Below are 19,386 nucleotides of genomic sequence, written 5' to 3' on the forward strand. Positions count from 1 at the left end.
CTAGCCCACCTGGTACTTGAACCCCCGGTGTGAGCCGACGAAGCCCAGCCGCTCGTAGAAGCGGTGGGCATCGACGCGAGCCTCGTCCGAGGTGAGCTGGACGAGGCTGGAGCCGAGCGCTGGCGCGGCGTCATCCGTGACCCAGCGCATCATGGCCCCGCCGATCCCGGCCGAGCGCAGCGCGCTGCCGACCCGCACGGCCTCGACCAGCAGCCGGGTGGAGCCGCGGCGCGCCATGCCGGGGATGCGCGTGAGCTGCATCGTCGCGACGACGCTGCCCGCGGCATCCGCCACGACCAGGAGCTCGTTCGCGGGGTCGGCGATGATCTCGTCGAGCGCGGCGCGGTAAGCGTCGCGGTCGCCGTCTTCTGCGACGTCGCCGCGCGCGCTGCTGATCGGGTCGTCGGAGAGCAGCGCCATCAACGCATCGAGGTCGGCCACGTCCGCACGGCGGAGTGTGTGCGGCCCGGTGCGGGTCTCGAGGGCGGTGGGCAGCAGCAGATCGTTCAGCATGCCCCCATCCTCGCACCGCGTGCCCGCCGCGATCGGCGATCATGGAGTCATGGATTTCCAAGACATCGTCACCGGCCGCCGCATGGTGCGCTCGTACACGGCCGACCCGGTCGACGCGGCCGCCATCGACCGGATGCTGCGGAACGCCGTGCGGGCCCCGAACGCCGGCTTCACGCAGGGCTGGGCCTTCCTGGTGCTCGACACCCCCGCGGACCTGGACCGGTTCTGGGGCTCGACATCGCCCGGGGGCCCGGCCGCCGGCAGCAGCCGCTGGCTGACGGGGATGCGCAGCGCCCCCGTCGTGATCGTGCCGCTCTCGTCCAAGGAGCAGTACGTGCGCCGCTACGCCGAGCCAGACAAGGGCTGGTCGGATGCCGAGGAGCCGCGCTGGGGCGTGCCCTACTGGCACGTCGACGCCGGCATGGCCTCGTTGCTCGTGCTGCAGACCGCCGTCGACGAGGGGCTCGGCGGCTGCTTCTTCGGCATCCCGCGCGAGCAGGTGCCGGCGTTCCGGGCAGAGTTCGGCATCCCGGGGGAATACGCGCCGGTCGGGGCCATCACCATCGGCCACCCCGATCCGCACAGAGCGCCGGGCGGCTCGCCCACCCGGCGGGCGCGCAAACACGTCGACGACGTCGTACACCGGGGAGGCTGGCGCAGACGGGGGACTGGCCTTCACCCGGACGGGAAGATATATTCCTGAACACGGCTGGCGCTTCGCTGAGGCGCAGCCGGGCGTTCAAGGGGGAGTGCGGCAGTGGGGGTTCCGGGGGGAAACAGGGCAGACGTGTGCGCGCTGGTCGTGTCGCCGCGGGCGCTGCTCAGGCTGGGAGTGGTGTCTGTGCTCTCGACCGGCACACTGGTGCTGCGGGTGTCCCAGGCGGAGGACATCAGGGAGGCCCGCCGGCTCAGCGCGGGCGACCGGCCCACGCTGCTCCTGATCGACCTGGACGGTGACGTGCCGGCGGATGACCTGCACGCGATTCTGCTGGAGGCCGGCCCGGGGCTCGCCGTGCTCGGCTTCAACGCCGTCGGTCGCACCGACGCCGCCCGCATGGTCCTGCGTTTGCGGCGGGGCGCCGTGCTCGACCACGATGCCGACCCTTCCGCTCTGCTCGGCGCGGTCTCAACGCTGTTGGCGGCCTCGGTCGCCGAGATTCGGCCCGTGCGCCCGCTGCTCACGTCGAGGCAGAGTGAGACGCTCTCCCTGGCCGCGAACGGGATGTCGAATGCGCAGATCGCGGCCACCCTGCACATCACCGTCGGCACGGTGAAACGCCACCTGTCCGACGCATTCCTCGCTCTGGGCGCGCGCTCGCGCATCGAGGCGATCAACCGTGCACGCAGTCTGGGCCAGCTCCGGGCGGCCACCGCCTGAGCTAGCCGCTCCTGCCCACCGTGATCTCGACGGCGGCACCCGGCCTGATGGGCGTGCCGGGGGCGGGATTGCTCTCCGTCACCTTCCCATCCAGGGCCTTGTCGGTGACCGCCACCACCCGGACCTGCACGGCGAACCCGGCCAGCGCCGCACGGGCGGCCTGCTCGCTCAGGCCGATGACGCCCGGCAGCAGCACCAGGGCGCCGTTGCTTGTGTGCACGGACACCACGGAACCCTTGGGCGCCGTGCCTGTCGGGTTGGTCGACGACACCTGGCCGGCCGGCAGCTCGGAGTCCTGCGGACCGGCATCGTCGAATCCGAATCCGGCTCCCTCGAGGATTCCGCGGGCCTCCTCGAGCGTCTTGCCGCGCACATCAGGGATGTCCGCCTGGATGACGCGGAAGGCCGAGGGGTCTGGTTCGGCGAACGCTGCCCCACCCCATCGGGCATCCGCGTACGCCATGATGCGCGGCCAGATCCGGTGGCGTGCCGTCGCCGCAGCGCCGCTTTCGAAGGAGAGATCCCGCAGGTTCGCGTCGTAGATGACGTTGCCCACCCACACGGCCGTTGCCGCGGTGGTGCTCGACCCGATCATCCAGGTGTCCTTCGCGTCGTCGGTGGTGCCTGTTTTGCCGATGTGCGGGACGCCGGACCCCGTGTTCGAGGCGACGGCCGTCCCATCGCCGGAGAACGTCTGGCGCATGGCGTAAGCCATCGCCGCGGCAACGGAGGGTTCCACAGACTGCCGGCAGGTGGACTTCGGCGGCTCAAGTTCCGCGCCGGATCGGTCCAGGATGCGATCGATCACGATCGGTGAGCAGGTGAGGCCGCCGTTGGCGATTCCGGCGAAGGCCGCGGCCATGGTGATGGGCGCGACCTCCTGGGTGCCGAGCACGTCGGAGGGGTTCATCTGGAGCGGGTCGCCATCGGCTCGGTGGATGTCGAAGGCCTCGATGGTCTGCTGGAGCTTGCACAGGTCCAGTTGCGACGCCATCGCCATGTAGCTCGTGTTCACCGACCACTTCGTCGCGTTCACCGCATCGCTGGCGATGCGCCCGTCATCGTTGCGCGGGTTGAACGCCGCGGTGAAGTTACCGGTGCAGCTGTTGATCCACCGGGAGAAGCTCCGTTTGCGGCCATCGAAGTTCTCCCGCAGCGAGTGGCCGGCGTTCAGCCATTCGGCCAGGGTGAACACCTTGTAGGTCGAGCCCGGCTGGAAGCCGCTGGAGCCCCCGTAGTCGATGTCGGTGTTGTAGTTGACCGAGGTCCAGCCGGGGCCGTTGGCCTCGAGCACCTCCGGGTCGTTGCTGAAGGTCTTGTTCTGCACCATGGACAGCACTCGACCGGTGTTCGGCTGCACGGTCACGGCGGTGGCGCCGACGTCGAAGCGGGGATCGACGCTGGGGACATTCTCGTTCAGCGCGGCCTCCGCGGTCACCTGCAGCGGTAGGTCCAGCGTGGTGTAGATCTCCAGTCCGCCACGGCGGAGCTTCTCGATGCGCTCGTCCGGGGTGGCTCCGAAGGCGTCGTCGTTGCGGATCGTCCAGTACACGTAGTCGCAGAAGAAGCCGGATCCGCCGGCCGCCTGGCATCCGGTGTTCGGCGAGGTGACGACGGGGGAGACGGCCGTTGCGACCGCGGTGTCGAACTGCGCGGCAGTGATCTTCCCGTGCTCGAGCATCTTGCCCAGGATGTGGTCCCGGCGCAGTGTGTTCGCGGCGTAGCCGTTGGCCTCGCCGTTCTTCTCGCTCTCCGGCCGGTCGAGCCGGAACTTCTCCGGGTTGTTCACGATGGCGATCAGGCTGGCGGCCTGCTCGAGCGTCAGGTCCATCGCACTGACGCCGCCGAAGAAGTACTTGCTCGCCGCCTCGATGCCGTAGACGGTGCCGCCGAAGTGGGCGATGTTGAGATACCCGCGCAGGATCTCGGCCTTCGAGTACCGCTTCTCGAGGGCGATCGCCATCCGCATCTCTTTCAGCTTGCGATACGGGGTCGTCTCGATCGCCGCCGCGACGGCCGCCTCCTGCTCCTCGGGGGTGGATGCTGCCATCACGGCGTTCTGCACGAGCACGTTCTTGACGTACTGCTGGGTGAGGGAGGATCCACCCTGCATGTTGTCGTCGTCCATCAGCGTGAGGGCGACCGCGCGCACGGTGCCCTGCAGGTCGACGCCGCCGTGTTCCCAGAATCGGGGGTCCTCGACGGCCACGGCCGCGTCCTTGACGAACTGGGAGATGTCCTCCCAGCCGGCTTCCTCGCGGTTCTGCTCGTAGAAGGTCGCCAGCTTGTGATACGAGCCGTCGGCGTTCGTCGCGTAGATGTTGGAGCCCTCGGCCAGCTCGCCGATGCTCAGGGAGTCGGGGATGGCCTCGAAGACGTCGATCGTGGAGTTCGCGGCCAGGCCGGCGATGGCGACCGCCGGCGTCATCGCGGCGGCGATGAGCACCGCGGCGATCGCGCTCACCGCGACGAAGCCGATCAGCCCACCCGTTGCCCCCAAGAACGTCCGGTCGTCATCTGCCATAGGGGAGAGGCTATGGGCGCGGCCGACTCCAAACGGCCAGACAGGCGCGAAATGTGACTTTCGGCACAGTCCGTCCGGGTGTTCTCCCAGCTAGCGGGCCTGGTCGAGGATGCCGTCCTCGACGTCAGAATCGCTCGGCGGCTTGAGCTGTTGCCTGCGCTTGCGCTCGGCGGCGCGCTTGCGCTCCTCCGGGTCGTCGATGTTCACGGTGCGGAACTCCTGTCGGGCCGCCCACGCGAGGCCGATGAAGGCCATCACGGCGAACACGTACCACTGGAAGGCGTAGGACAGGTGCGGGCCCTCATCGCGCGGCGGTTTGACGACGGCGAGCGGGCGCTCACCGGTTGGCGCCGGGGTCTCCGAGATCATCAGCCCGTACGCGCCCGTGTAGTTGTCGGTGCCGAGGCGCTCCGAGATCTCGGTCAGCTGGACGGTGGAGATCTGGTTGCCGCTGGAGCTGCGGCCGGCCAGCGACGGTTCGCCGGCCTTCAGCCTGGCCACGACGGTGACGTGGCCGTCCGGCGCGGCCGGCACGACATCCGGTGCATCCTGCGCGGAGCCGGTCGGCAGCCAGCCGCGGTCCACGATGAAGACGGTGCCGTCCGCCAGCTGCAGCGGGGTGAGCACCTCGAAGCCGGGCATGCCTGCCCGAGGCCGAGTGCGCACGAGCAGCTCGTCCTCATGGAGGTAGCGGCCCTCCATGACGACGGGCAGCCACTTCTGCGACTCGTCGAAGGCGTCGAGGGTGGGCAGGGCCTCGGCCAGCGGAACGGGCTCCGCCTCCCAGTTCGTGTCGACCCGCTCGATCTCGGCCCGTGCCTCCGCGCGGCGGGCCAGCTGCCAGTTGCCGAGGAACACGCAGACGATCGCGAACACGATGGTGAGGGCCAGGTAGCCGGCCCAGCGTTTGCTGAGCAGGAAGCTCCAGCCGCTCACGAGGCCGCCTCGCCGGGCTGGAGCGAGTCGACGGGCTTGACGGTGAGTGGGAACTCACGGGCGGCGAGGAAGTCGCGCAGGTAGTCCACGTGCTCGTCACAGGCGAGCCAGGTCTTGAAACGGTCGCCGGTGTGGATGCGGGGGTTCCGCCAGTCGATGCGCCAGCTGGCGTCTGCGGTGCAGCCGGCCCGGGAGCAGGCCTCGCGCGGCAGGGCGCCGCCCAACAGGTCAATCATGCTTGTGGTTCCAGGCCCTCTCGATCGCCCCGGGGCGCATCATGGTCGATGACCTCCGCTTCGACGGCACATTCGCGAGCACCACGGCGAAGTAGGGCAGCGTGACCGCACCGATCGCCGGGATCAGCAGCCACCAGCCGCGCAGGAACAGCATCGACAGGATGCAGAGCACGCGGATCGACATCGCAACGGTGTATTTGATCATGCGGTTGCGGCGTTCCACCTCCGGCGAGAGGGGGAGTGACGTGATGGATGGCTGCTTCATATCCGTGGGGAGTCGGTGCTGCGGGGTCGCGCCATCCTCCTGGATGGCGGTACATCCAGCCTACGCGCCCGGGAGGCAACAGAGGACGCTCTAAACTGGGTCAGATTTGCCTGTTCGCCCCGCGCTTTCGCACTGCCCGATTGGACCATGCCATGACCACGCCTCGCACCGTACTCGTCACCGGAGGAAACCGAGGCATCGGCTTCGCCATCGCCGAGGAGTTCCTGGCCCAGGGCCACCGCGTCGCCGTCACCGCGCGCTCCGGGCAGGGCCCGGTCGGCTCGCTCACCGTGCAGGCCGATGTGACGGATGCCGCATCCATCGACGCGGCGTTCACCGCCATCGAGGCCGAGCTCGGCCCGGTCGAGGTGCTCGTCGCCAACGCCGGCATCACCCGCGACGGCCTGCTCATGCGGATGAGCGAGGACGACTTCGCCGACGTCATCGACACCAACCTGACCGGCGCGTTCCGCGTCGTCAAGCGTGCGTCCAAGGGCATGCTGAAGGCCCGCTACGGCCGCATCGTGCTGATCTCCAGCGTCGTCGGCCTGTACGGCGGCCCCGGTCAGGTCAACTACTCGGCGTCCAAGGCCGCCCTCGTCGGCATGGCCCGCTCGATCACCCGGGAGCTCGGTGCCCGCGGCATCACCGCCAACGTCGTCGCCCCCGGCTTCATCGAGACCGACATGACCGCGGCGCTGCCCGAGGCGCAGCAGGCCGAGTACAAGAAGAACATCCCGGCCGGGCGCTTCGCCACGCCGACCGAGGTCGCCAAGGTCGTGGCCTGGGTCGGCAGCGACGAGGCCGCGTACATCTCCGGAGCGGTCATCCCGGTCGACGGTGGCCTCGGCATGGGGCACTAGGGCGCCGCGCTGCTGGGCCCGCCCGGCTAGCCGCGCAGGCCCAGCAGCGGCAGCACCTGCGAGAGGTCGACGACGTCGATCGCGACGTCGGCCTCCGCGCGCACGCGCGGCTTGGCGTTGAACGCGACGGCGAGGCCGGCCACCGCCATCATGGCAAGGTCGTTGGCGCCGTCGCCGACGGCGATGGTGCGGCTGAGCGGGATGCCGGCATCCGCCGCCCACTCGCGCAGCGCCTGCGCCTTCGCCTCGGCGTCGACGATCGGCCCGGAGACCTGACCGCTGAGACGGCCCTCAACGACCTCCAGACGGTTCGCCTTCCAAAAGTCCAGGCCGAAAGACGCCCCGATCGGGTCGAGCAGCTCGTGGAAGCCTCCGGAGACGACGCCGAACAGCCCACCGGCCGCATGCACGCCGGCGATGAGCTCGTGCACGCCCGGCGTGGGGCGGATCAGCGCGCCGACCTCGGCGAAGACCGTCTCGGGCAGCCCGGCCAGGGTCGCCACCCGGGCGCGCAGGCTCTCGGCGAAGTCGAGCTCGCCGCGCATCGCCTGCTCTGTCACCTCGGCGACGAGGGCGCGCGAGCCCGCGGCATCCGCCAGCAATTCGATGACCTCGTCCTGGATCAGGGTGGAGTCGGCATCGAGGACGACGAGGAAACGGGGGCGCGACGAAACATCGGACATGCGGGGGGAGGTCATGCGGTGACTGTAACACCCTTGCCGACGACGGTGATTCCCGACTCGGTGACGCTGAAGCCCCTGGCCCGGTCGTGGTCGAGGTCGACACCGACCACGGCGCCCCGCTCGACGACCACGTTCTTGTCGAGCACGGAGCGGTGCACCCGCGCCCCGGCCTCGACGCGCACCCGCTCGAACAGGATCGAGTCGATCACCTGCGCGCCCGAGTTCACGTGCACCCACGGCCCGAGCACACTGCGCTCGACGTGCGCGCCCGAGATCAGCGAGCCGAGCGAGACGATCGAGTCGATCATGGTGCCGAGGAAGCCGTGCGCGTCACGGACGAACTTCGCCGGCGGCGAGTTGCGCTGCTGGGTGAAGATCGGCCACTCCTCGTTGTAGAGGTTGAACACCGGCAGCGCAGAGATCAGGTCCTGGTGGGCGTCGAAGAAGGAGTCGATGGTCCCGACGTCGCGCCAGTAGTAGCGGTCGCGGTCGGTCGAGCCCGGCACGTCGTTGCGGCGCAGGTCGTAGACGCCGGCCTCTCCGCGCGCCACGAAGTCGGGGATGATGTCGCCGCCCATGTCGTGCCCGGAGTCGGTGCGCTCCCCGTCCCGCAGCACCGCGTCGATCAGGGCGTCGGCGTCGAACACGTAGTTGCCCATCGACGCGAGCACCTCGTGCGGCGAGTCGGCCAGACCGACCGGGTTGCGCGGCTTCTCGAGGAACGCCTGGATCATCTCCGGCGACTCCTCGGAGAGCTCGATGACGCCGAACTGGTCGGCCATCTCGATCGGCTGGCGGATGGCGGCAACGGTTGCCTTCGCCCCCGACGCGATGTGCGCCTCGATCATCTGGCTGAAGTCCATGCGGTAGACGTGGTCGGCGCCGACGACCACCACGATGTCCGGCTTCTCGTCGCGGAGCAGGTTGAGGCTCTGCAGGATGGCGTCGGCAGACCCGCTGAACCAGCGCTTGCCGAGGCGCTGCTGGGCCGGGACCGACGCGACGTAGGTGTCGAGCAGCCCGGAGACGTGCCATGTCTGCGAGACGTGCCGGTCGAGGCTGTGGGACTTGTACTGGGTCAACACCACGATCTGGCCGACGCGGGAGTTGATGAGGTTCGACAGGGCGAAGTCCACCAGCCGGTAGTGTCCGCCGAAGGGAACGGCCGGCTTCGCACGGTCCTCCGTCAGGGGCATCAGTCGCTTGCCCTCGCCGCCGGCGAGGACGATTCCGAAGATCTTGGGGGACTTCATGCTCTCACCCTAGGGCAGCGCATTCCGGGTGCCTAGAGTCATTCCGCACTGTGACGGGATGCGCTGCGCTAGCGTTGCCCCATGCGAGTCGATCTGCTCACCAAGGAGTACCCGCCGGAGGTCTACGGAGGCGCCGGCGTGCACGTCGCCGAGCTCGTCCGGGCCCTGCGAATGGACACGGATGTCGTCGTGCGCTGCTTCGGCGCCGAGCGCGACGCGCCGGGTACGTTCGCCTACCGCACCCCGGAGACGCTCGAGGGCGCGAACCCCGCACTCGGCACGCTCGGCGTCGACCTGGCCATGGCCCAGGATGCCGCGGGCGCCAGCCTCGTGCACTCGCACACCTGGTACGCCAACGGGGCCGGGCACATCGCCAAGCTGCTGCACGGGATCCCGCACGTGGTCACCGCGCACAGCCTCGAGCCGTTGCGGCCGTGGAAGGCCGAGCAGCTCGGCGGCGGCTACCGGGTCTCCAGCTGGGTCGAGAAGACGGCCTTCGAGGCCGCCGACGCGGTCATCGCGGTGAGCGGCGGCATGGCCCGCGACATCCTGCGCTCCTACCCGGACCTCGACGAGCAGCGGGTGCACGTCGTGTACAACGGCATCGACCTGGAGCGCTGGAAGCCGCTCGACGACCACGACACGGTGCGCGCCCTCGGCATCGATCCCGACCGCCCCTCGATCGTCTTCGTCGGCCGGATCACCCGGCAGAAGGGCCTGCCCTACCTGCTGCGCGCCGCCCGGCTGCTGCCGCCGGACGTGCAGCTGGTGCTCTGCGCCGGCGCACCCGACACGGCCGAGATCATGGCCGAGGTCAGCGCCGGCGTCGCCGAACTGCAGCGGGAGCGCAGCGGCGTCGTCTGGATCGACCGGTTGCTCAGCCAGCACGAGCTCTCCGCGGTGCTCACCGCCGGCACCACGTTCGTCTGCCCGTCCGTCTACGAGCCGCTCGGCATCGTCAACCTGGAGGCCATGGCCTGCGGGCTGCCGGTCGTCGGCACCGCAACCGGCGGCATCCCCGAGGTCGTCGAAGACGGCGTCACCGGGCGCCTGGTTCCGATCGAGCAGGCGGATGACGGCACCGGCACGCCGCTGGACCCCGAGCGTTTCGTGGCCGATTTGGCCGCCACGCTCACCGAGGTTGTGGGCGACCCGGAGCGCGCCGCCGCGATGGGGGCAGCGGGCCGCGCCCGCGCCGAGAAGGAATTCGATTGGGCCCGGATCGCCGCGCGCACCCGCGAGATCTACGCGGCGCTGCTCTGAGCACCCCCGGCGGCTCGGTAACATAGGAGCATGGCCAGCGTTCTTCAGCTCACAGACGTCTCCGTCGTTCGCGACGGCAACACCATCCTCGACTCCGTGAACTGGACGGTGAACTCCGACGAACGCTGGGTGGTGCTCGGCCCGAACGGGGCAGGCAAGACCACGATGCTGCGCATCGCCGCGGCGATGATGCACCCGACCAGCGGCACGGCCATCGTCCTGGAGGAGCAGCTGGGCAAGGTGGACCTCACCGAGCTGCGCCCCATGATCGGCTTCGCGTCCACCGCGATGGCCCGCACCATCCCGAAGAACGAGCGGGTGCTGGACGTCGTGCTGACGGCTGCATACTCCGTCACCGGCCGCTGGAACGAGGAGTACGACGACCTCGACGTGCGCCGCGCGCAGCGCGTGCTGGCCGAATGGCAGCTCGACCACCTCGCCGACCGCCTCTTCGGCACGCTCAGCGACGGCGAGCAGAAGCGCGTGCAGATCGCCCGCTCGGTGATGACCGACCCCGAACTGCTGCTGCTCGACGAGCCGGCCGCCAGCCTCGACCTCGGCACCCGCGAGGAGCTGCTGCAGATGCTCGGCGGTTACGCCCAGTCGCCGCTCGCCCCGGCCATCGTCATGGTCACCCACCACGCCGAGGAGATCCCCCTCGGTTTCACCCACGCACTCGTCCTGGCCGCCGGCCGGGTCGTCGCCGCCGGCCCTCTGGCCGAGGCACTCACCTCCGAAGTGTTGACCGAGGCCTTCGGCCTGGAGATCGAGCTGAGCGAGCAGGGCGGGCGCTACAGCGCTCGTGCGGTCTAACGGCCCGAATTCTGCTAAGCTTGATAGCTGGCCCCCGGGCCGCAGCTTTCTCGCCTGATCGGCATGTGATCGGCAAGAGCGATCACTAGTCTCAACACACAAATTACTTTCTACGCAAGGAAACTCGATGAAGTCTGAAATTCACCCCACGTACGCGCCGATCGTCTTCCGCGACCTCGCGTCGGGTGCAACCTTCCTGACCCGTTCGACGGTCGGCAGCGCCAAGACCATCGAGTGGGAAGACGGAAACACCTACCCGGTCATCGACGTCGAGATCTCCTCGGAGTCGCACCCGTTCTACACGGGCAAGCAGCGCATCATGGACTCGGCCGGCCGCGTCGAGAAGTTCAACCAGCGCTTCAAGGGCTTCGGCGCGTAAGCAGCCGCTGCTCGAACAGAGCTCAGCACGAAGGGCGACCGACTTTTGCCGGTCGCCCTTCGTCGTTTCTGCGGGCCTAGCGCTCCGGCCAGGAACCGTCGGCCGTGAACTCGGGGTCGCGGTTGGCGCGCATGTACTTCTGGAAGCTGGCGGCCTGATCGGCGGCCCAGCCCACCTGCTTGTCGTGCATCTCCGTCGCGGACTCCGGTAGGCCGGCGCCGTGCTCGCGGGCGATGGCCTGGGCCACGCGGCCGGCGGCGATGGCATCCGCCCCCGCGTCGTGCGCGTCCTCCAGCGGCACCCCGTAGAACGCCGCGGCGGCCTCCAGGGTGCGCTTGCCCTTGCGGTAGCGGTCCACGGCCTTGTCGATCACGAGCGGGTCGATGATCGGGCCGGGGGAGCCGAGCGCCGCCAGCCCGTGGCGCAGCGCCTCCCGGTTGAGGATCGTGAAGTCGTACGGCGCGTTGTAGGCGACGACGGGCAGCCCGCGCTCGAACAGCGCGCGCAGGCGCTCCACGATCTGGCCGACGCCCTCCCCGGCCGGCATCCCGTCGGCCTGCGCGCGCGCGGTGCTGATGCCGTGCACGGCGCTGGCGCCGGCCGGGATCTCGACGCCGGGGTTCAGGAGCCAGTCGCTCCGCTCCAACACGGCGCCGTCGGCGTCGATGACGCTGACGTTCGCGGTGACGATGCGGCTCGTCTCCACATCGATTCCGGTGGTCTCCAGGTCGAAGACGGCGAGTGTGCTGGACCAGTTGACTGCGTTCATGCCCTCACTCTATGGCCAAGCACCGACTTAGCCGGCGTGCAGCCAATAGAAGCTCTGCGTGCCCATCGTCAGGGTGAGCGAGCCGTTCTCGTCGAAGCTCGGGAACACCCCGCCGCCGAACAGGTCGTACAGGCGGCTGCCCGCCATGCCCGGCGCCGTGATCGTCGCCGCGACCGGGTTGTGCGCGAAGCTGAACACGCAGAGCACCGTCTCCGGCTGCTCGTTGTAGTGGCTACCGCCGTGCGCGTCGGTGCCCTGGTGGCGGCGCACGAAGGCCAGCACGGAGTCGTTGTCGGTCTGCAACACCTCGATGTCGCCCAGCCCGAACACGAGGTGCGCCTTGCGCACGTGGATCACGTTGCGCACCCAGTGCAGCAGCGAGCGCGACTGCGCCAACTGCGACTCCACATTGACGTGCCCGTAGTTGAACACCAACGACTGCACGACCGGCAGGTAGAGCTTGCCGGGGTCGGCGGCCGAGAAGCCGGCGTTCCGGTCCGGCGTCCACTGCATCGGCGTGCGCGAGCTGTCCCGGTCGGGCAGCCAGATGTTGTCGCCCATGCCGATCTCGTCGCCGTAGTAGAGGAACGGGCTGCCGGGCAGGGAGAACAGCAGGGCGTGCGCCAGCTCGAGCTCGGCCCTGGCGTTGTCGAGCAGGGGGGCCAGGCGGCGCCGGATGCCGACGTTCGCCCGCATCCGCGGGTCGTAGGCGTACCAGCCGTACATGGCCTGCCGGTACTCCTCCGAGACCATCTCGAGGGTGAGCTCGTCGTGGTTGCGCAGGAACACGCCCCAGCCGGCGCCCGGCGGGATGTCGGTGGTCTCCGAGAGCACGGCGACGAGCTCGTCGGCACGCTGCGAGCGCAGCGCGTAGAAGATGCGCGGCATCACCGGGAAGTCGAAGGCCATGTGGCACTCCGGCTCCTCCTCGCTGCCGAAGAAGGCGGCGACCTCGCGCGGCCACTGATTCGCCTCGGCGATCATCACCCGGCCGGGGTAGCTCTTGTCGACCATGGCGCGCAGCGCCTTGATGAAGTCGTGAGTCGGCGGCTCGCCCTCACCGTTGCCCTCGTCCGACTCGTACAGGTACGGGATGGCGTCCAGCCGGAATCCGTCGACCCCCAGGTCGAGCCAGAACCGCACCACGTCGAACACGGCCTCGTGCACGGCCGGGTTCTCGTAGTTGAGGTCGGGCTGGTGCGAGAAGAAGCGGTGGAAGAAGAACTGGCGCCGCACCGGGTCGAAGGCCCAGTTGGAGTCCTCCGTGTCGGTGAAGATGATGCGGATGTCCGGCCACTTCTCGTCGGTGTCGCTCCACACGTAGAAGTCGCCGTAGGGGCCGTCTGGGTCCTGGCGGGACTGCTGGAACCACTCGTGCTGGTCGGAGGTGTGGTTCAGCGGCAGGTCGATGACGACGCGCATGTTGCGCTCGTGCGCCTTGGTGACGAGTTCCCGGAACTCGTCGAGCGTGCCGAACTCGGGCAGGATCGAGCGGTAGTCGGCGACGTCGTAGCCGCCGTCGCGCAGCGGGGAGGTGAAGATCGGCGGAACCCAGAGGGCGTCAACGCCGAGCCACTGCAGGTAGTCCAGCTTGGAGATCAGGCCGCCCAGGTCGCCGGTGCCGTCGCCGTTGCTGTCGACAAAGGAGCGCACCATCACCTCATAGAACACCGCTCGTCGATACCACTGCGGGTCGAGGCTGAGGCCGGGCAATTGGATCGGCGCAGTAAAGCTCATGCCTGAGTCTAAGCAGCATGCCGCCGCCGGTGCCAGTCTTGCGGTGCACCCTCGCCTAAACTGGGAGCGATGAGCATCGAGTCCCCCTACGCGCAGCTGCTGGCCCGCATCCCCGTGAGTGAACGCACTCTCACCGTCCTGGGCAGCGAGACCCACTACTGGGAGTACGGGACGGCTGCGCCCGGCGTTCCGACCGTCGTGGTGGTGCACGGATTCCGGGGCGACCACCACGGGCTGGAACCCGTCGTCGCCCAGCTGCCCGGCGCGCACATCCTGATGCCCGACCTGCCCGGCTTCGGCGCGTCGACGCCGCTGGACGCGGCATCCGGCGCCCGCCACGACGTGCCCGGCTACGCCGCCTGGCTGGCCGCCTTCACCGCCGCGCTCGCGCTGCCCGGCCCCGTCGTGATCCTGGGGCACTCCTTCGGCTCCATCGTGAGCTCGGCGGCGCTGGCCGACGGCCTGAGCGCCGACGCCGTCATCCTCGTCAACCCGATCGGCGCCCCGGCGCTGTCCGGGCCGCGCGGCATCATGACCCGGCTCGCCGTCTTCTACTACTGGGCGGCCGCCAAGCTGCCCGAGCGCATCGGCTTCGCCCTGCTGCGCTCCCGGCTGATCGTGCGCGTCATGAGCGTCACCATGTCCAAGACCCGCGACCCGCAGCTGAAGCGCTGGATCCACGAGGAGCACGACCGCTACTTCTCGGCCTTCGAGAACCGCGACGTCGTCCTCGAGGCGTTCCGCGCGTCCGTCAGCCACGACGTCAGCGAGTACGCCGCCCGGATCCCGCAGCCGACGCTGCTGATCGCCGCCGACCGCGACGACATCACGCCGATCGCCGCCCAGCACCGGCTGCAGACCCTGTTCCCGGATGCCCGGCTGCACGTCATCCACGATGTCGGCCACCTGATCCACTACGAGACGCCCATCGAGGCGGCCGAGCAGATCCGCACGGTGCTGTCCTCGCTGGGGGCCACGGCATGAACATCGTCTTCGACTGCCGCTACACCCGCATCGACCGGCACGACGGCATCAGCCGGTACACGGCGAGCCTCGTCGAGGAGCTCGGCAAGCTGCACCCGGTCACCATGCTGATCAGCGACCACCGCCAGCTCGACATGCTGCCCGCGCTGCCCTGGCAGCTGGTCGGCTCGCCGACTAGCGTGCTGGAGCCGCTCGTCGCGCTCACCGTGAACAAGCTGCGGCCAGACGTCGTCTTCACGCCGATGCAGACCATGGGCTCGTGGGGCCGCAAGTACAAGCTGCTGCTCACCGTGCACGACCTCATCTACTACCGCAACCGCACGCCCCCGCGCGACCTGGCCGCGCCGATCCGGCTGCTCTGGCGGCTCTACCACCTGGCCTGGTGGCCGCAGCGGATGCTGCTGAACCGCGCCGACGGCGTCGTCACCGTCTCTGAGACCACCGCCGGCCTGATCGCCGAGCACAACCTCACCCGGCGCGCAGTCACCGTCGTGCCGAACGCCGCCGGCGTCGCCGCGGACGCCGCGGATGCCGCGCCCCGTGCGCGACCCGACGGGCTGCGCCTGGTCTACATGGGCTCGTTCATGCCGTACAAGAACGTCGAGACGCTGGTGCGCGCCGCCGCGCTGCTGCCGGGCTCGGAGCTGCACCTGATGAGCCGGCTGAGCGACGCCGAGCAGCGTCGTCTCCGCGCGCTCGCCCCGCAGGCCGCGATCGTCTTCCACAACGGGGCCAGCGACGCCGCGTACCTCCAGGCGCTCCGCGGGGCCACCGCGCTGGTGACGGCGTCCCTCGACGAGGGCTTCGGCATCCCGCTGGTCGAGGCGATGTCGGAGGGCACGCCGATCATCGTCAGCGACATCCCGATCTTCCGCGAGATCGGCGGCGACGCGGCCCTCTACTTCGCCCCGACCTCGCCCGACGGGCTCGTCGCCGCTGTCTCCGCGCTGCGCGCGCCGGGGGAGTGGGAGCGCCGCTCGGCCCTCGGCCGGGAGCAGGCGGGCCGCTTCACCTGGAAGGGCTCGGCCCAGCGCCTGCTCGGCCTGCTGGAGAAGACCGCGCGCGGCTAACGGGAGGCCACCGGGCGAGCTCCGCCGCCCAGAGCCACGCCCGGAATCGACTACGCAAAAAGTGCGCCAAGACTGAGTCTTTGGCGCACTTTTCGCGTAGTCGATGGGCTGCGGGCTAGGCGACGCCCCGCATGGACAGCCCGCCGAGGCCCCAGCGGAACTCCTGCACGGAGCCGTTCTGGATCATCCGGCCCGGGGCGGCGATCTCGCCGCCGGAGGAGTGATGCATGAGCGAGCTGATCACGCCGCCGTGGCTGACCACCAGCACACGGCCGCCGGGGAAGCGCCCGGCGAGCTCCTCCAGGCTCGGCAGGGTGCGGTCGAGCACTTCGTCGCGCGTCTCCAAGCCGGGCACCGCAGAGCCGTCGGGGAAGCGTTCGGTGCGCTCGGCGAAGCTCAGCCCCTCGATCTCTCCGTGCGCGCGCTCGGCGAGCGCCGGCACCAGCTCGGGGCTGGAGAGGCCGAGCTCGGCGGCGATGATCAACGCCGTCTCGTGCGCGCGGCTGAGCGGGCTGCTGACGATGGCATCCCATGCGCCGTGCTCCACCTGCGCGGCGCGCAGGGCGGCGCCGGTCGCGGCGGCCTGGGCGCGCCCGGTGTCGTTCAGCGGGATGTCGGTGCGCCCCTGGATGCGCTTCTGCGCGTTCCACTCGGTCTGACCGTGCCGAACAATACCGAACGTCGTCACCGATTCTTCTCCCTCAGATCTCAGGCCCTCTCGCAACAAGGCTTAGGGGAGCAGCCGTTCCGCCAATGCGGCCAGCGTCTCTGAAACCCCCGCATCCAGCTTATGCGCTGCCCGGGCGTCGCCCTTCGTGATGCCGCGGTTGACCACGACGATGGGCAGGCGCCGCCGCCTGGCCTGCTCCAACAGGCGGATGCCGGAGTTGACCGTCAGCGAGGAGCCCACGACAAGCAGCATCTCGGAGCGCGCAACCAGCGCGGCCGCCTGGGCGAATCGCGCGGCCGGCACGAGCTCGCCGAAGAACACGACATCCGGCTTCAGCCGGCCACCGCAGACGGTGCACACCGGCAGCACGAAACGGTCGACCTCCTCGACGTCGGCGTCACCGTCGGGCGCGAGTCGGACGGCATCCGACTGGCCCAGCCACGGGTTGGCCGCCTCCAGCTGTTCGGCGATGGCCTGCCGGGCGAAGACCTGCCCGCAGTCCAGGCAGCTGACGGTGTCCATCGAGCCGTGCAGCTCGACCACCCGGCCGGAGCCGGCCTGGCGGTGCAGCCCGTCGACGTTCTGGGTGACGACGCCGGTGACGAGCCCGGCGCCCTCCAGCCGCGCCAGCGTGCGGTGGCCGGCGTTCGGCCGGGCGCTGCTGAACAGCCGCCAGCCGAGGTGGCTGCCGGCCCAGTAGCGCTTGCGCTTGCCCTCGTCGCCGAGGAAGTCTTGCACCGTCATGGGCGTGCGCGTCGGCGCGCCCTCGCCGCGGTAGTCGGGGATGCCGGAGTCGGTGCTGATGCCGGCCCCACTGAGCACGGCCGTGCGTTTGCCCCGCATTAGCTCCGCCACGGCGTCGATCTGCTGCGCGGCGTCGATCTGGTTCACGCTGGCCATCTGCTGCACGGATTGCTCCTTCACTCGGGTTCCATCATCAACCCACATGGTTTCCAGTTTGTTTCCGAGGCTGTCAGGCTAGGGGGATGCAGATCATCCCCATCACCGAATTGACCGCCGCAGGCGTGTCCGATTACGCGAAGCTCACCGACGTCGCCCTGCGCCGCGTCAGCGAGCCGGAGGGTGGTCTCTACATCGCCGAGTCGAGCAAGGTGATCGCGCGGGCGCTGCGGGCCGGCCACGTGCCGCGCTCCGTGTTGCTGCAGAAGCAGTGGTTGGCCGATGTCGAGCCGCTGCTGGCCGACTACCCGGATGTCCCCGTCTACGTGGGCGAGCCCGCCGTGCTGGAGCAGCTGACCGGCTACAACATGCACCGGGGCGCCCTGGCCGCCATGCACCGCCCGGCGCTGGCCCCGGTCGAGGAGCTCATCCGCGACGCGCGCCGCATCGTCATCCTCGAGGACATCGTCGACCACACCAACATCGGCGCCATCTTCCGCGCGGTGGCCGGCCTCGGGGCGGATGCCGTGCTCATCACGCCGCGCTGCGCCGACCCGCTCTACCGCCGGAGCGTCAGGGTGAGCATGGGCACCGTGCTGCAGGTGCCGTGGACCAGGCTGCCGGAGTGGGACGAGGCGACGCCGCTGCTGCACTCGCTCGGCTTCCATATCGCCGCGCTCGCGCTCTCCGACGACGCCGTCAGCCTGGAGGAGTTCGAGAAGAGCCCGCCGGAGAAGCTGGCGATCGTGCTGGGCTCGGAGGGCGACGGCCTGAGCCGTGCCGCCCTCTCCGCCGCCGACACGACGGTGACGATCCCGATGCTGCACGGCGTCGACTCGCTGAACGTGGCCGCGGCGAGCGCCGTCGCGCTCTACGCACTGCGCGTGCGCGCAGCCGATGTCGTTTAAGCTCGTTCCGTGACTCTTACTCGACGCCAGGTGTACCGACGTCGTCGGCTCGTTGTCTTCAGCGTGATCGGAGTGGTGCTGATCGCCCTGCTCTCCGGGCTGATCTACAGCGTGAACGCCATCGCCGCCCCGCTCCCGGCCACCAGCGCGACGCTGGCGGAGGTCCCCACGCTCACCCAGCCGGCGAGCCCGGTGGCCTGGCCCGACTTCGGCCGCACCGCCATCGGCGCCGTCGGCACGCCCGGCCTGCTCGCGACCGCCGGCGACCAGTCCACGGGCCCGATCGCCAGTATCACCAAGATGATCACGGCGCTCGTCGTGCTCGACAAGCACCCGCTCGGCGCCGGCGAGGCCGGCCCGGACATCGCGTACACCGAGGCCGACATCGACATCTACTGGGAGACGATCGCCGAGGACGGCTCCTCCGCCCCGGTCTCCGCCGGCATGACGCTCAGCCAGAGGCAGACGCTGACCGCCGTGCTGCTGCCCTCCGCCAACAACTACGCCCAGTCCCTCGCCATCTGGGCCTACGGCTCGATGGACGCGTACCTGGCCGCCGCGAACGCCTGGCTGGCCGAGCAGGGCCTCACCGACACGCACGTCGTCGACGCCAGCGGGCTCTCCGCCGACAGCGTCAGCAGCCCGGCCAACCTGGTCGAGATCGGCAAGCTGGCCCTGGCCCAGCCCGCCCTCGCCGAGATCGTCGCCATGAAGTCCGCCGAGCTGCCGACCATCGGCACCGTCGTCAACACGAACAAGCTGCTCGGCACGCACGGCGTCACGGGCATGAAGACGGGCACGACGGATGAGGCGGGCGCCTGCCTGCTCTACACCGCCGTCTCCGAGATCGACGGGCAGCAGGTGACGCTGGTCGGCGCGACGCTCGGGGCGGACACCCACTCCGAGCTGAACGACGCCGTCGCCGGTCTGCTGGACTCGACGTTCGCTGGCTTCCACACCGTCTCGCTCACCGCGGCCGGGCAGCAGTGGGCCAGCTACTCGACCGTGTGGGGCGACACCGCCACCGCGGAGAGCGCGACATCCGCCTCGATGCTGGTCTGGTCCGACACCCCGGTGGAGACCGCGCTCATCCTGCCGGACGTCTCACTGGCCGCCGACGGCACCAACCTCGGCAGCGTGACCTTCAGCTCCGGCGGTCGCAGCGCCACCGTGCCGATCACCCTGAACGGCCGTCTCGGCGATCCCGGCGTCGGCTGGAAGCTCGCCAACCCGCGCTGAGGC

General features: G+C 69.8%; 21 protein-coding genes. 10 read left to right on the forward strand and 11 right to left on the reverse strand.

The features are described from left to right. On the reverse strand, positions 1–513 hold the full coding sequence (locus BLT62_RS09975; RefSeq protein WP_083363918.1) for a GNAT family N-acetyltransferase: 513 nt from the start codon (positions 511–513) through the stop codon (positions 1–3). A 49-nt stretch (positions 514–562) separates the two neighbouring features. Between BLT62_RS09975 and BLT62_RS09980 the strand changes: the two genes are divergently transcribed. After that, on the forward strand, positions 563–1,216 hold the full coding sequence (locus BLT62_RS09980; RefSeq protein WP_083363919.1) for a nitroreductase family protein: 654 nt from the start codon (positions 563–565) through the stop codon (positions 1,214–1,216). A 132-nt stretch (positions 1,217–1,348) separates the two neighbouring features. Further along, positions 1,349–1,891, forward strand: a complete 543-nt coding sequence (locus BLT62_RS09985) for a helix-turn-helix transcriptional regulator (protein ID WP_083363920.1) — start codon at positions 1,349–1,351, stop codon at positions 1,889–1,891. 1 nt (position 1,892) lies between these two features. On the opposite strand, the gene BLT62_RS09990 is transcribed toward BLT62_RS09985, so the two are convergent. From BLT62_RS09990 to BLT62_RS10005, 4 genes are all read right to left on the reverse strand, one after another. Then, positions 1,893–4,415 carry a transglycosylase domain-containing protein gene (locus BLT62_RS09990; RefSeq protein ID WP_083363921.1) on the reverse strand — a complete coding sequence of 841 codons (2,523 nt, stop codon included), beginning with the start codon at positions 4,413–4,415 and terminating at the stop codon, positions 1,893–1,895. A 90-nt stretch (positions 4,416–4,505) separates the two neighbouring features. Continuing rightward, positions 4,506–5,351, reverse strand: coding sequence for an SURF1 family cytochrome oxidase biogenesis protein (locus BLT62_RS09995; protein WP_083363922.1), 846 nt, complete (start codon positions 5,349–5,351; stop codon positions 4,506–4,508). Continuing rightward, the gene (locus tag BLT62_RS10000) at positions 5,348–5,587 is read right to left on the reverse strand and encodes a hypothetical protein (RefSeq protein ID WP_083363923.1); all 240 of its coding nucleotides are present in this window, start codon (positions 5,585–5,587) and stop codon (positions 5,348–5,350) included. Before BLT62_RS10000 ends, BLT62_RS09995 begins: the two co-directional genes overlap by 4 nt. Then, positions 5,580–5,852 carry a DUF3099 domain-containing protein gene (locus tag BLT62_RS10005; RefSeq protein ID WP_083363924.1) on the reverse strand — a complete coding sequence of 91 codons (273 nt, stop codon included), beginning with the start codon at positions 5,850–5,852 and terminating at the stop codon, positions 5,580–5,582. Before BLT62_RS10005 ends, BLT62_RS10000 begins: the two co-directional genes overlap by 8 nt. 152 nt (positions 5,853–6,004) lie before the next feature. Here BLT62_RS10005 and BLT62_RS10010 point away from each other — a divergent pair, with 152 nt between their 5' ends. Next, positions 6,005–6,715 carry a beta-ketoacyl-ACP reductase gene (locus BLT62_RS10010; protein WP_083363925.1) on the forward strand — a complete coding sequence of 237 codons (711 nt, stop codon included), beginning with the start codon at positions 6,005–6,007 and terminating at the stop codon, positions 6,713–6,715. 26 nt (positions 6,716–6,741) lie between these two features. Here BLT62_RS10010 and serB read toward each other — a convergent pair whose 3' ends face one another. Further along, positions 6,742–7,413, reverse strand: a complete 672-nt coding sequence (serB, locus tag BLT62_RS10015) for a phosphoserine phosphatase SerB (RefSeq protein WP_083363926.1) — start codon at positions 7,411–7,413, stop codon at positions 6,742–6,744. Continuing rightward, a complete protein-coding gene (locus tag BLT62_RS10020) occupies positions 7,410–8,651 on the reverse strand; it encodes a glucose-1-phosphate adenylyltransferase (RefSeq protein ID WP_083363927.1) in 1,242 nt (413 codons plus the stop codon). The genes serB and BLT62_RS10020 overlap by 4 nt, the downstream gene beginning before the upstream one ends. Before the next feature lie 81 nt (positions 8,652–8,732). Here BLT62_RS10020 and glgA point away from each other — a divergent pair, with 81 nt between their 5' ends. From glgA to BLT62_RS10035, 3 genes are all read left to right on the forward strand, one after another. Further along, on the forward strand, positions 8,733–9,914 hold the full coding sequence (gene glgA, locus BLT62_RS10025; RefSeq protein ID WP_083363928.1) for a glycogen synthase: 1,182 nt from the start codon (positions 8,733–8,735) through the stop codon (positions 9,912–9,914). A 30-nt stretch (positions 9,915–9,944) separates the two neighbouring features. After that, positions 9,945–10,727 (forward strand): ABC transporter ATP-binding protein, encoded by a 783-nt coding sequence (locus BLT62_RS10030; RefSeq protein ID WP_083363929.1) that lies wholly within the window; start codon positions 9,945–9,947, stop codon positions 10,725–10,727. Positions 10,728–10,854: 127 nt separating this feature from the next. Continuing rightward, positions 10,855–11,106 carry a type B 50S ribosomal protein L31 gene (locus tag BLT62_RS10035; protein ID WP_047410596.1) on the forward strand — a complete coding sequence of 84 codons (252 nt, stop codon included), beginning with the start codon at positions 10,855–10,857 and terminating at the stop codon, positions 11,104–11,106. A 76-nt stretch (positions 11,107–11,182) separates the two neighbouring features. Here BLT62_RS10035 and BLT62_RS10040 read toward each other — a convergent pair whose 3' ends face one another. Together BLT62_RS10040 and treS are read right to left on the reverse strand one after the other, a co-directional pair. Next, positions 11,183–11,875 carry an exonuclease domain-containing protein gene (locus BLT62_RS10040; RefSeq protein WP_083363930.1) on the reverse strand — a complete coding sequence of 231 codons (693 nt, stop codon included), beginning with the start codon at positions 11,873–11,875 and terminating at the stop codon, positions 11,183–11,185. Positions 11,876–11,902: 27 nt separating this feature from the next. Further along, a complete protein-coding gene (gene treS / locus BLT62_RS10045) occupies positions 11,903–13,612 on the reverse strand; it encodes a maltose alpha-D-glucosyltransferase (RefSeq protein ID WP_083363931.1) in 1,710 nt (569 codons plus the stop codon). Between the two features lie 69 nt (positions 13,613–13,681). Between treS and BLT62_RS10050 the strand changes: the two genes are divergently transcribed. Both BLT62_RS10050 and BLT62_RS10055 read left to right on the forward strand, forming a co-directional pair. Beyond that, entirely contained in the window at positions 13,682–14,596 is a 915-nt protein-coding gene (locus BLT62_RS10050) for an alpha/beta fold hydrolase (protein WP_083363932.1), read from the forward strand. Beyond that, complete coding sequence (locus BLT62_RS10055) at positions 14,593–15,666, forward strand: glycosyltransferase family 4 protein (protein WP_083363933.1); 1,074 nt, start codon at positions 14,593–14,595, stop codon at positions 15,664–15,666. Before BLT62_RS10050 ends, BLT62_RS10055 begins: the two co-directional genes overlap by 4 nt. Positions 15,667–15,781: 115 nt before the next feature. Here the strand turns inward: BLT62_RS10055 and BLT62_RS10060 are convergent, their stop codons facing one another. Together BLT62_RS10060 and BLT62_RS10065 are read right to left on the reverse strand one after the other, a co-directional pair. Further along, entirely contained in the window at positions 15,782–16,354 is a 573-nt protein-coding gene (locus tag BLT62_RS10060) for a histidine phosphatase family protein (protein ID WP_083363934.1), read from the reverse strand. A gap of 42 nt (positions 16,355–16,396) precedes the next feature. Beyond that, positions 16,397–17,236 carry an NAD-dependent protein deacetylase gene (locus BLT62_RS10065; protein ID WP_083365408.1) on the reverse strand — a complete coding sequence of 280 codons (840 nt, stop codon included), beginning with the start codon at positions 17,234–17,236 and terminating at the stop codon, positions 16,397–16,399. An 86-nt stretch (positions 17,237–17,322) separates the two neighbouring features. On the opposite strand from BLT62_RS10065, the gene BLT62_RS10070 reads away from it, so the two are divergent. Then, positions 17,323–18,144 carry a TrmH family RNA methyltransferase gene (locus tag BLT62_RS10070; RefSeq protein WP_083363935.1) on the forward strand — a complete coding sequence of 274 codons (822 nt, stop codon included), beginning with the start codon at positions 17,323–17,325 and terminating at the stop codon, positions 18,142–18,144. A gap of 9 nt (positions 18,145–18,153) precedes the next feature. Next, on the forward strand, positions 18,154–19,383 hold the full coding sequence (locus tag BLT62_RS10075; protein WP_156786305.1) for a D-alanyl-D-alanine carboxypeptidase family protein: 1,230 nt from the start codon (positions 18,154–18,156) through the stop codon (positions 19,381–19,383). The last annotated feature ends 3 nt before the right edge of the window (positions 19,384–19,386 follow it).

The sequence above is a fragment of the Microterricola viridarii genome, from assembly GCF_900104895.1.
In the GTDB taxonomy this organism is placed as follows: Bacteria; Actinomycetota; Actinomycetes; order Actinomycetales; family Microbacteriaceae; genus Microterricola; species Microterricola viridarii.

What these genes read in the sequence shown, in the direction of transcription:
- BLT62_RS09975 (WP_083363918.1), bottom strand. Translation starts at nt 513, where the DNA reads ATGCTGAACGATCTGCTGCTGCCCACCGCCCTCGAGACCCGCACCGGG.
- BLT62_RS09980 (WP_083363919.1), top strand. Translation starts at nt 563, where the DNA reads ATGGATTTCCAAGACATCGTCACCGGCCGCCGCATGGTGCGCTCGTAC.
- BLT62_RS09990 (WP_083363921.1), bottom strand. Translation starts at nt 4,415, where the DNA reads ATGGCAGATGACGACCGGACGTTCTTGGGGGCAACGGGTGGGCTGATC.
- BLT62_RS10000 (WP_083363923.1), bottom strand. Translation starts at nt 5,587, where the DNA reads ATGATTGACCTGTTGGGCGGCGCCCTGCCGCGCGAGGCCTGCTCCCGG.
- BLT62_RS10005 (WP_083363924.1), bottom strand. Translation starts at nt 5,852, where the DNA reads ATGAAGCAGCCATCCATCACGTCACTCCCCCTCTCGCCGGAGGTGGAA.
- BLT62_RS10010 (WP_083363925.1), top strand. Translation starts at nt 6,005, where the DNA reads ATGACCACGCCTCGCACCGTACTCGTCACCGGAGGAAACCGAGGCATC.
- serB (WP_083363926.1), bottom strand. Translation starts at nt 7,413, where the DNA reads ATGACCTCCCCCCGCATGTCCGATGTTTCGTCGCGCCCCCGTTTCCTC.
- BLT62_RS10020 (WP_083363927.1), bottom strand. Translation starts at nt 8,651, where the DNA reads ATGAAGTCCCCCAAGATCTTCGGAATCGTCCTCGCCGGCGGCGAGGGC.
- glgA (WP_083363928.1), top strand. Translation starts at nt 8,733, where the DNA reads ATGCGAGTCGATCTGCTCACCAAGGAGTACCCGCCGGAGGTCTACGGA.
- BLT62_RS10030 (WP_083363929.1), top strand. Translation starts at nt 9,945, where the DNA reads ATGGCCAGCGTTCTTCAGCTCACAGACGTCTCCGTCGTTCGCGACGGC.
- BLT62_RS10035 (WP_047410596.1), top strand. Translation starts at nt 10,855, where the DNA reads ATGAAGTCTGAAATTCACCCCACGTACGCGCCGATCGTCTTCCGCGAC.
- BLT62_RS10040 (WP_083363930.1), bottom strand. Translation starts at nt 11,875, where the DNA reads ATGAACGCAGTCAACTGGTCCAGCACACTCGCCGTCTTCGACCTGGAG.
- treS (WP_083363931.1), bottom strand. Translation starts at nt 13,612, where the DNA reads ATGAGCTTTACTGCGCCGATCCAATTGCCCGGCCTCAGCCTCGACCCG.
- BLT62_RS10050 (WP_083363932.1), top strand. Translation starts at nt 13,682, where the DNA reads ATGAGCATCGAGTCCCCCTACGCGCAGCTGCTGGCCCGCATCCCCGTG.
- BLT62_RS10055 (WP_083363933.1), top strand. Translation starts at nt 14,593, where the DNA reads ATGAACATCGTCTTCGACTGCCGCTACACCCGCATCGACCGGCACGAC.
- BLT62_RS10065 (WP_083365408.1), bottom strand. Translation starts at nt 17,236, where the DNA reads ATGGCCAGCGTGAACCAGATCGACGCCGCGCAGCAGATCGACGCCGTG.
- BLT62_RS10070 (WP_083363935.1), top strand. Translation starts at nt 17,323, where the DNA reads ATGCAGATCATCCCCATCACCGAATTGACCGCCGCAGGCGTGTCCGAT.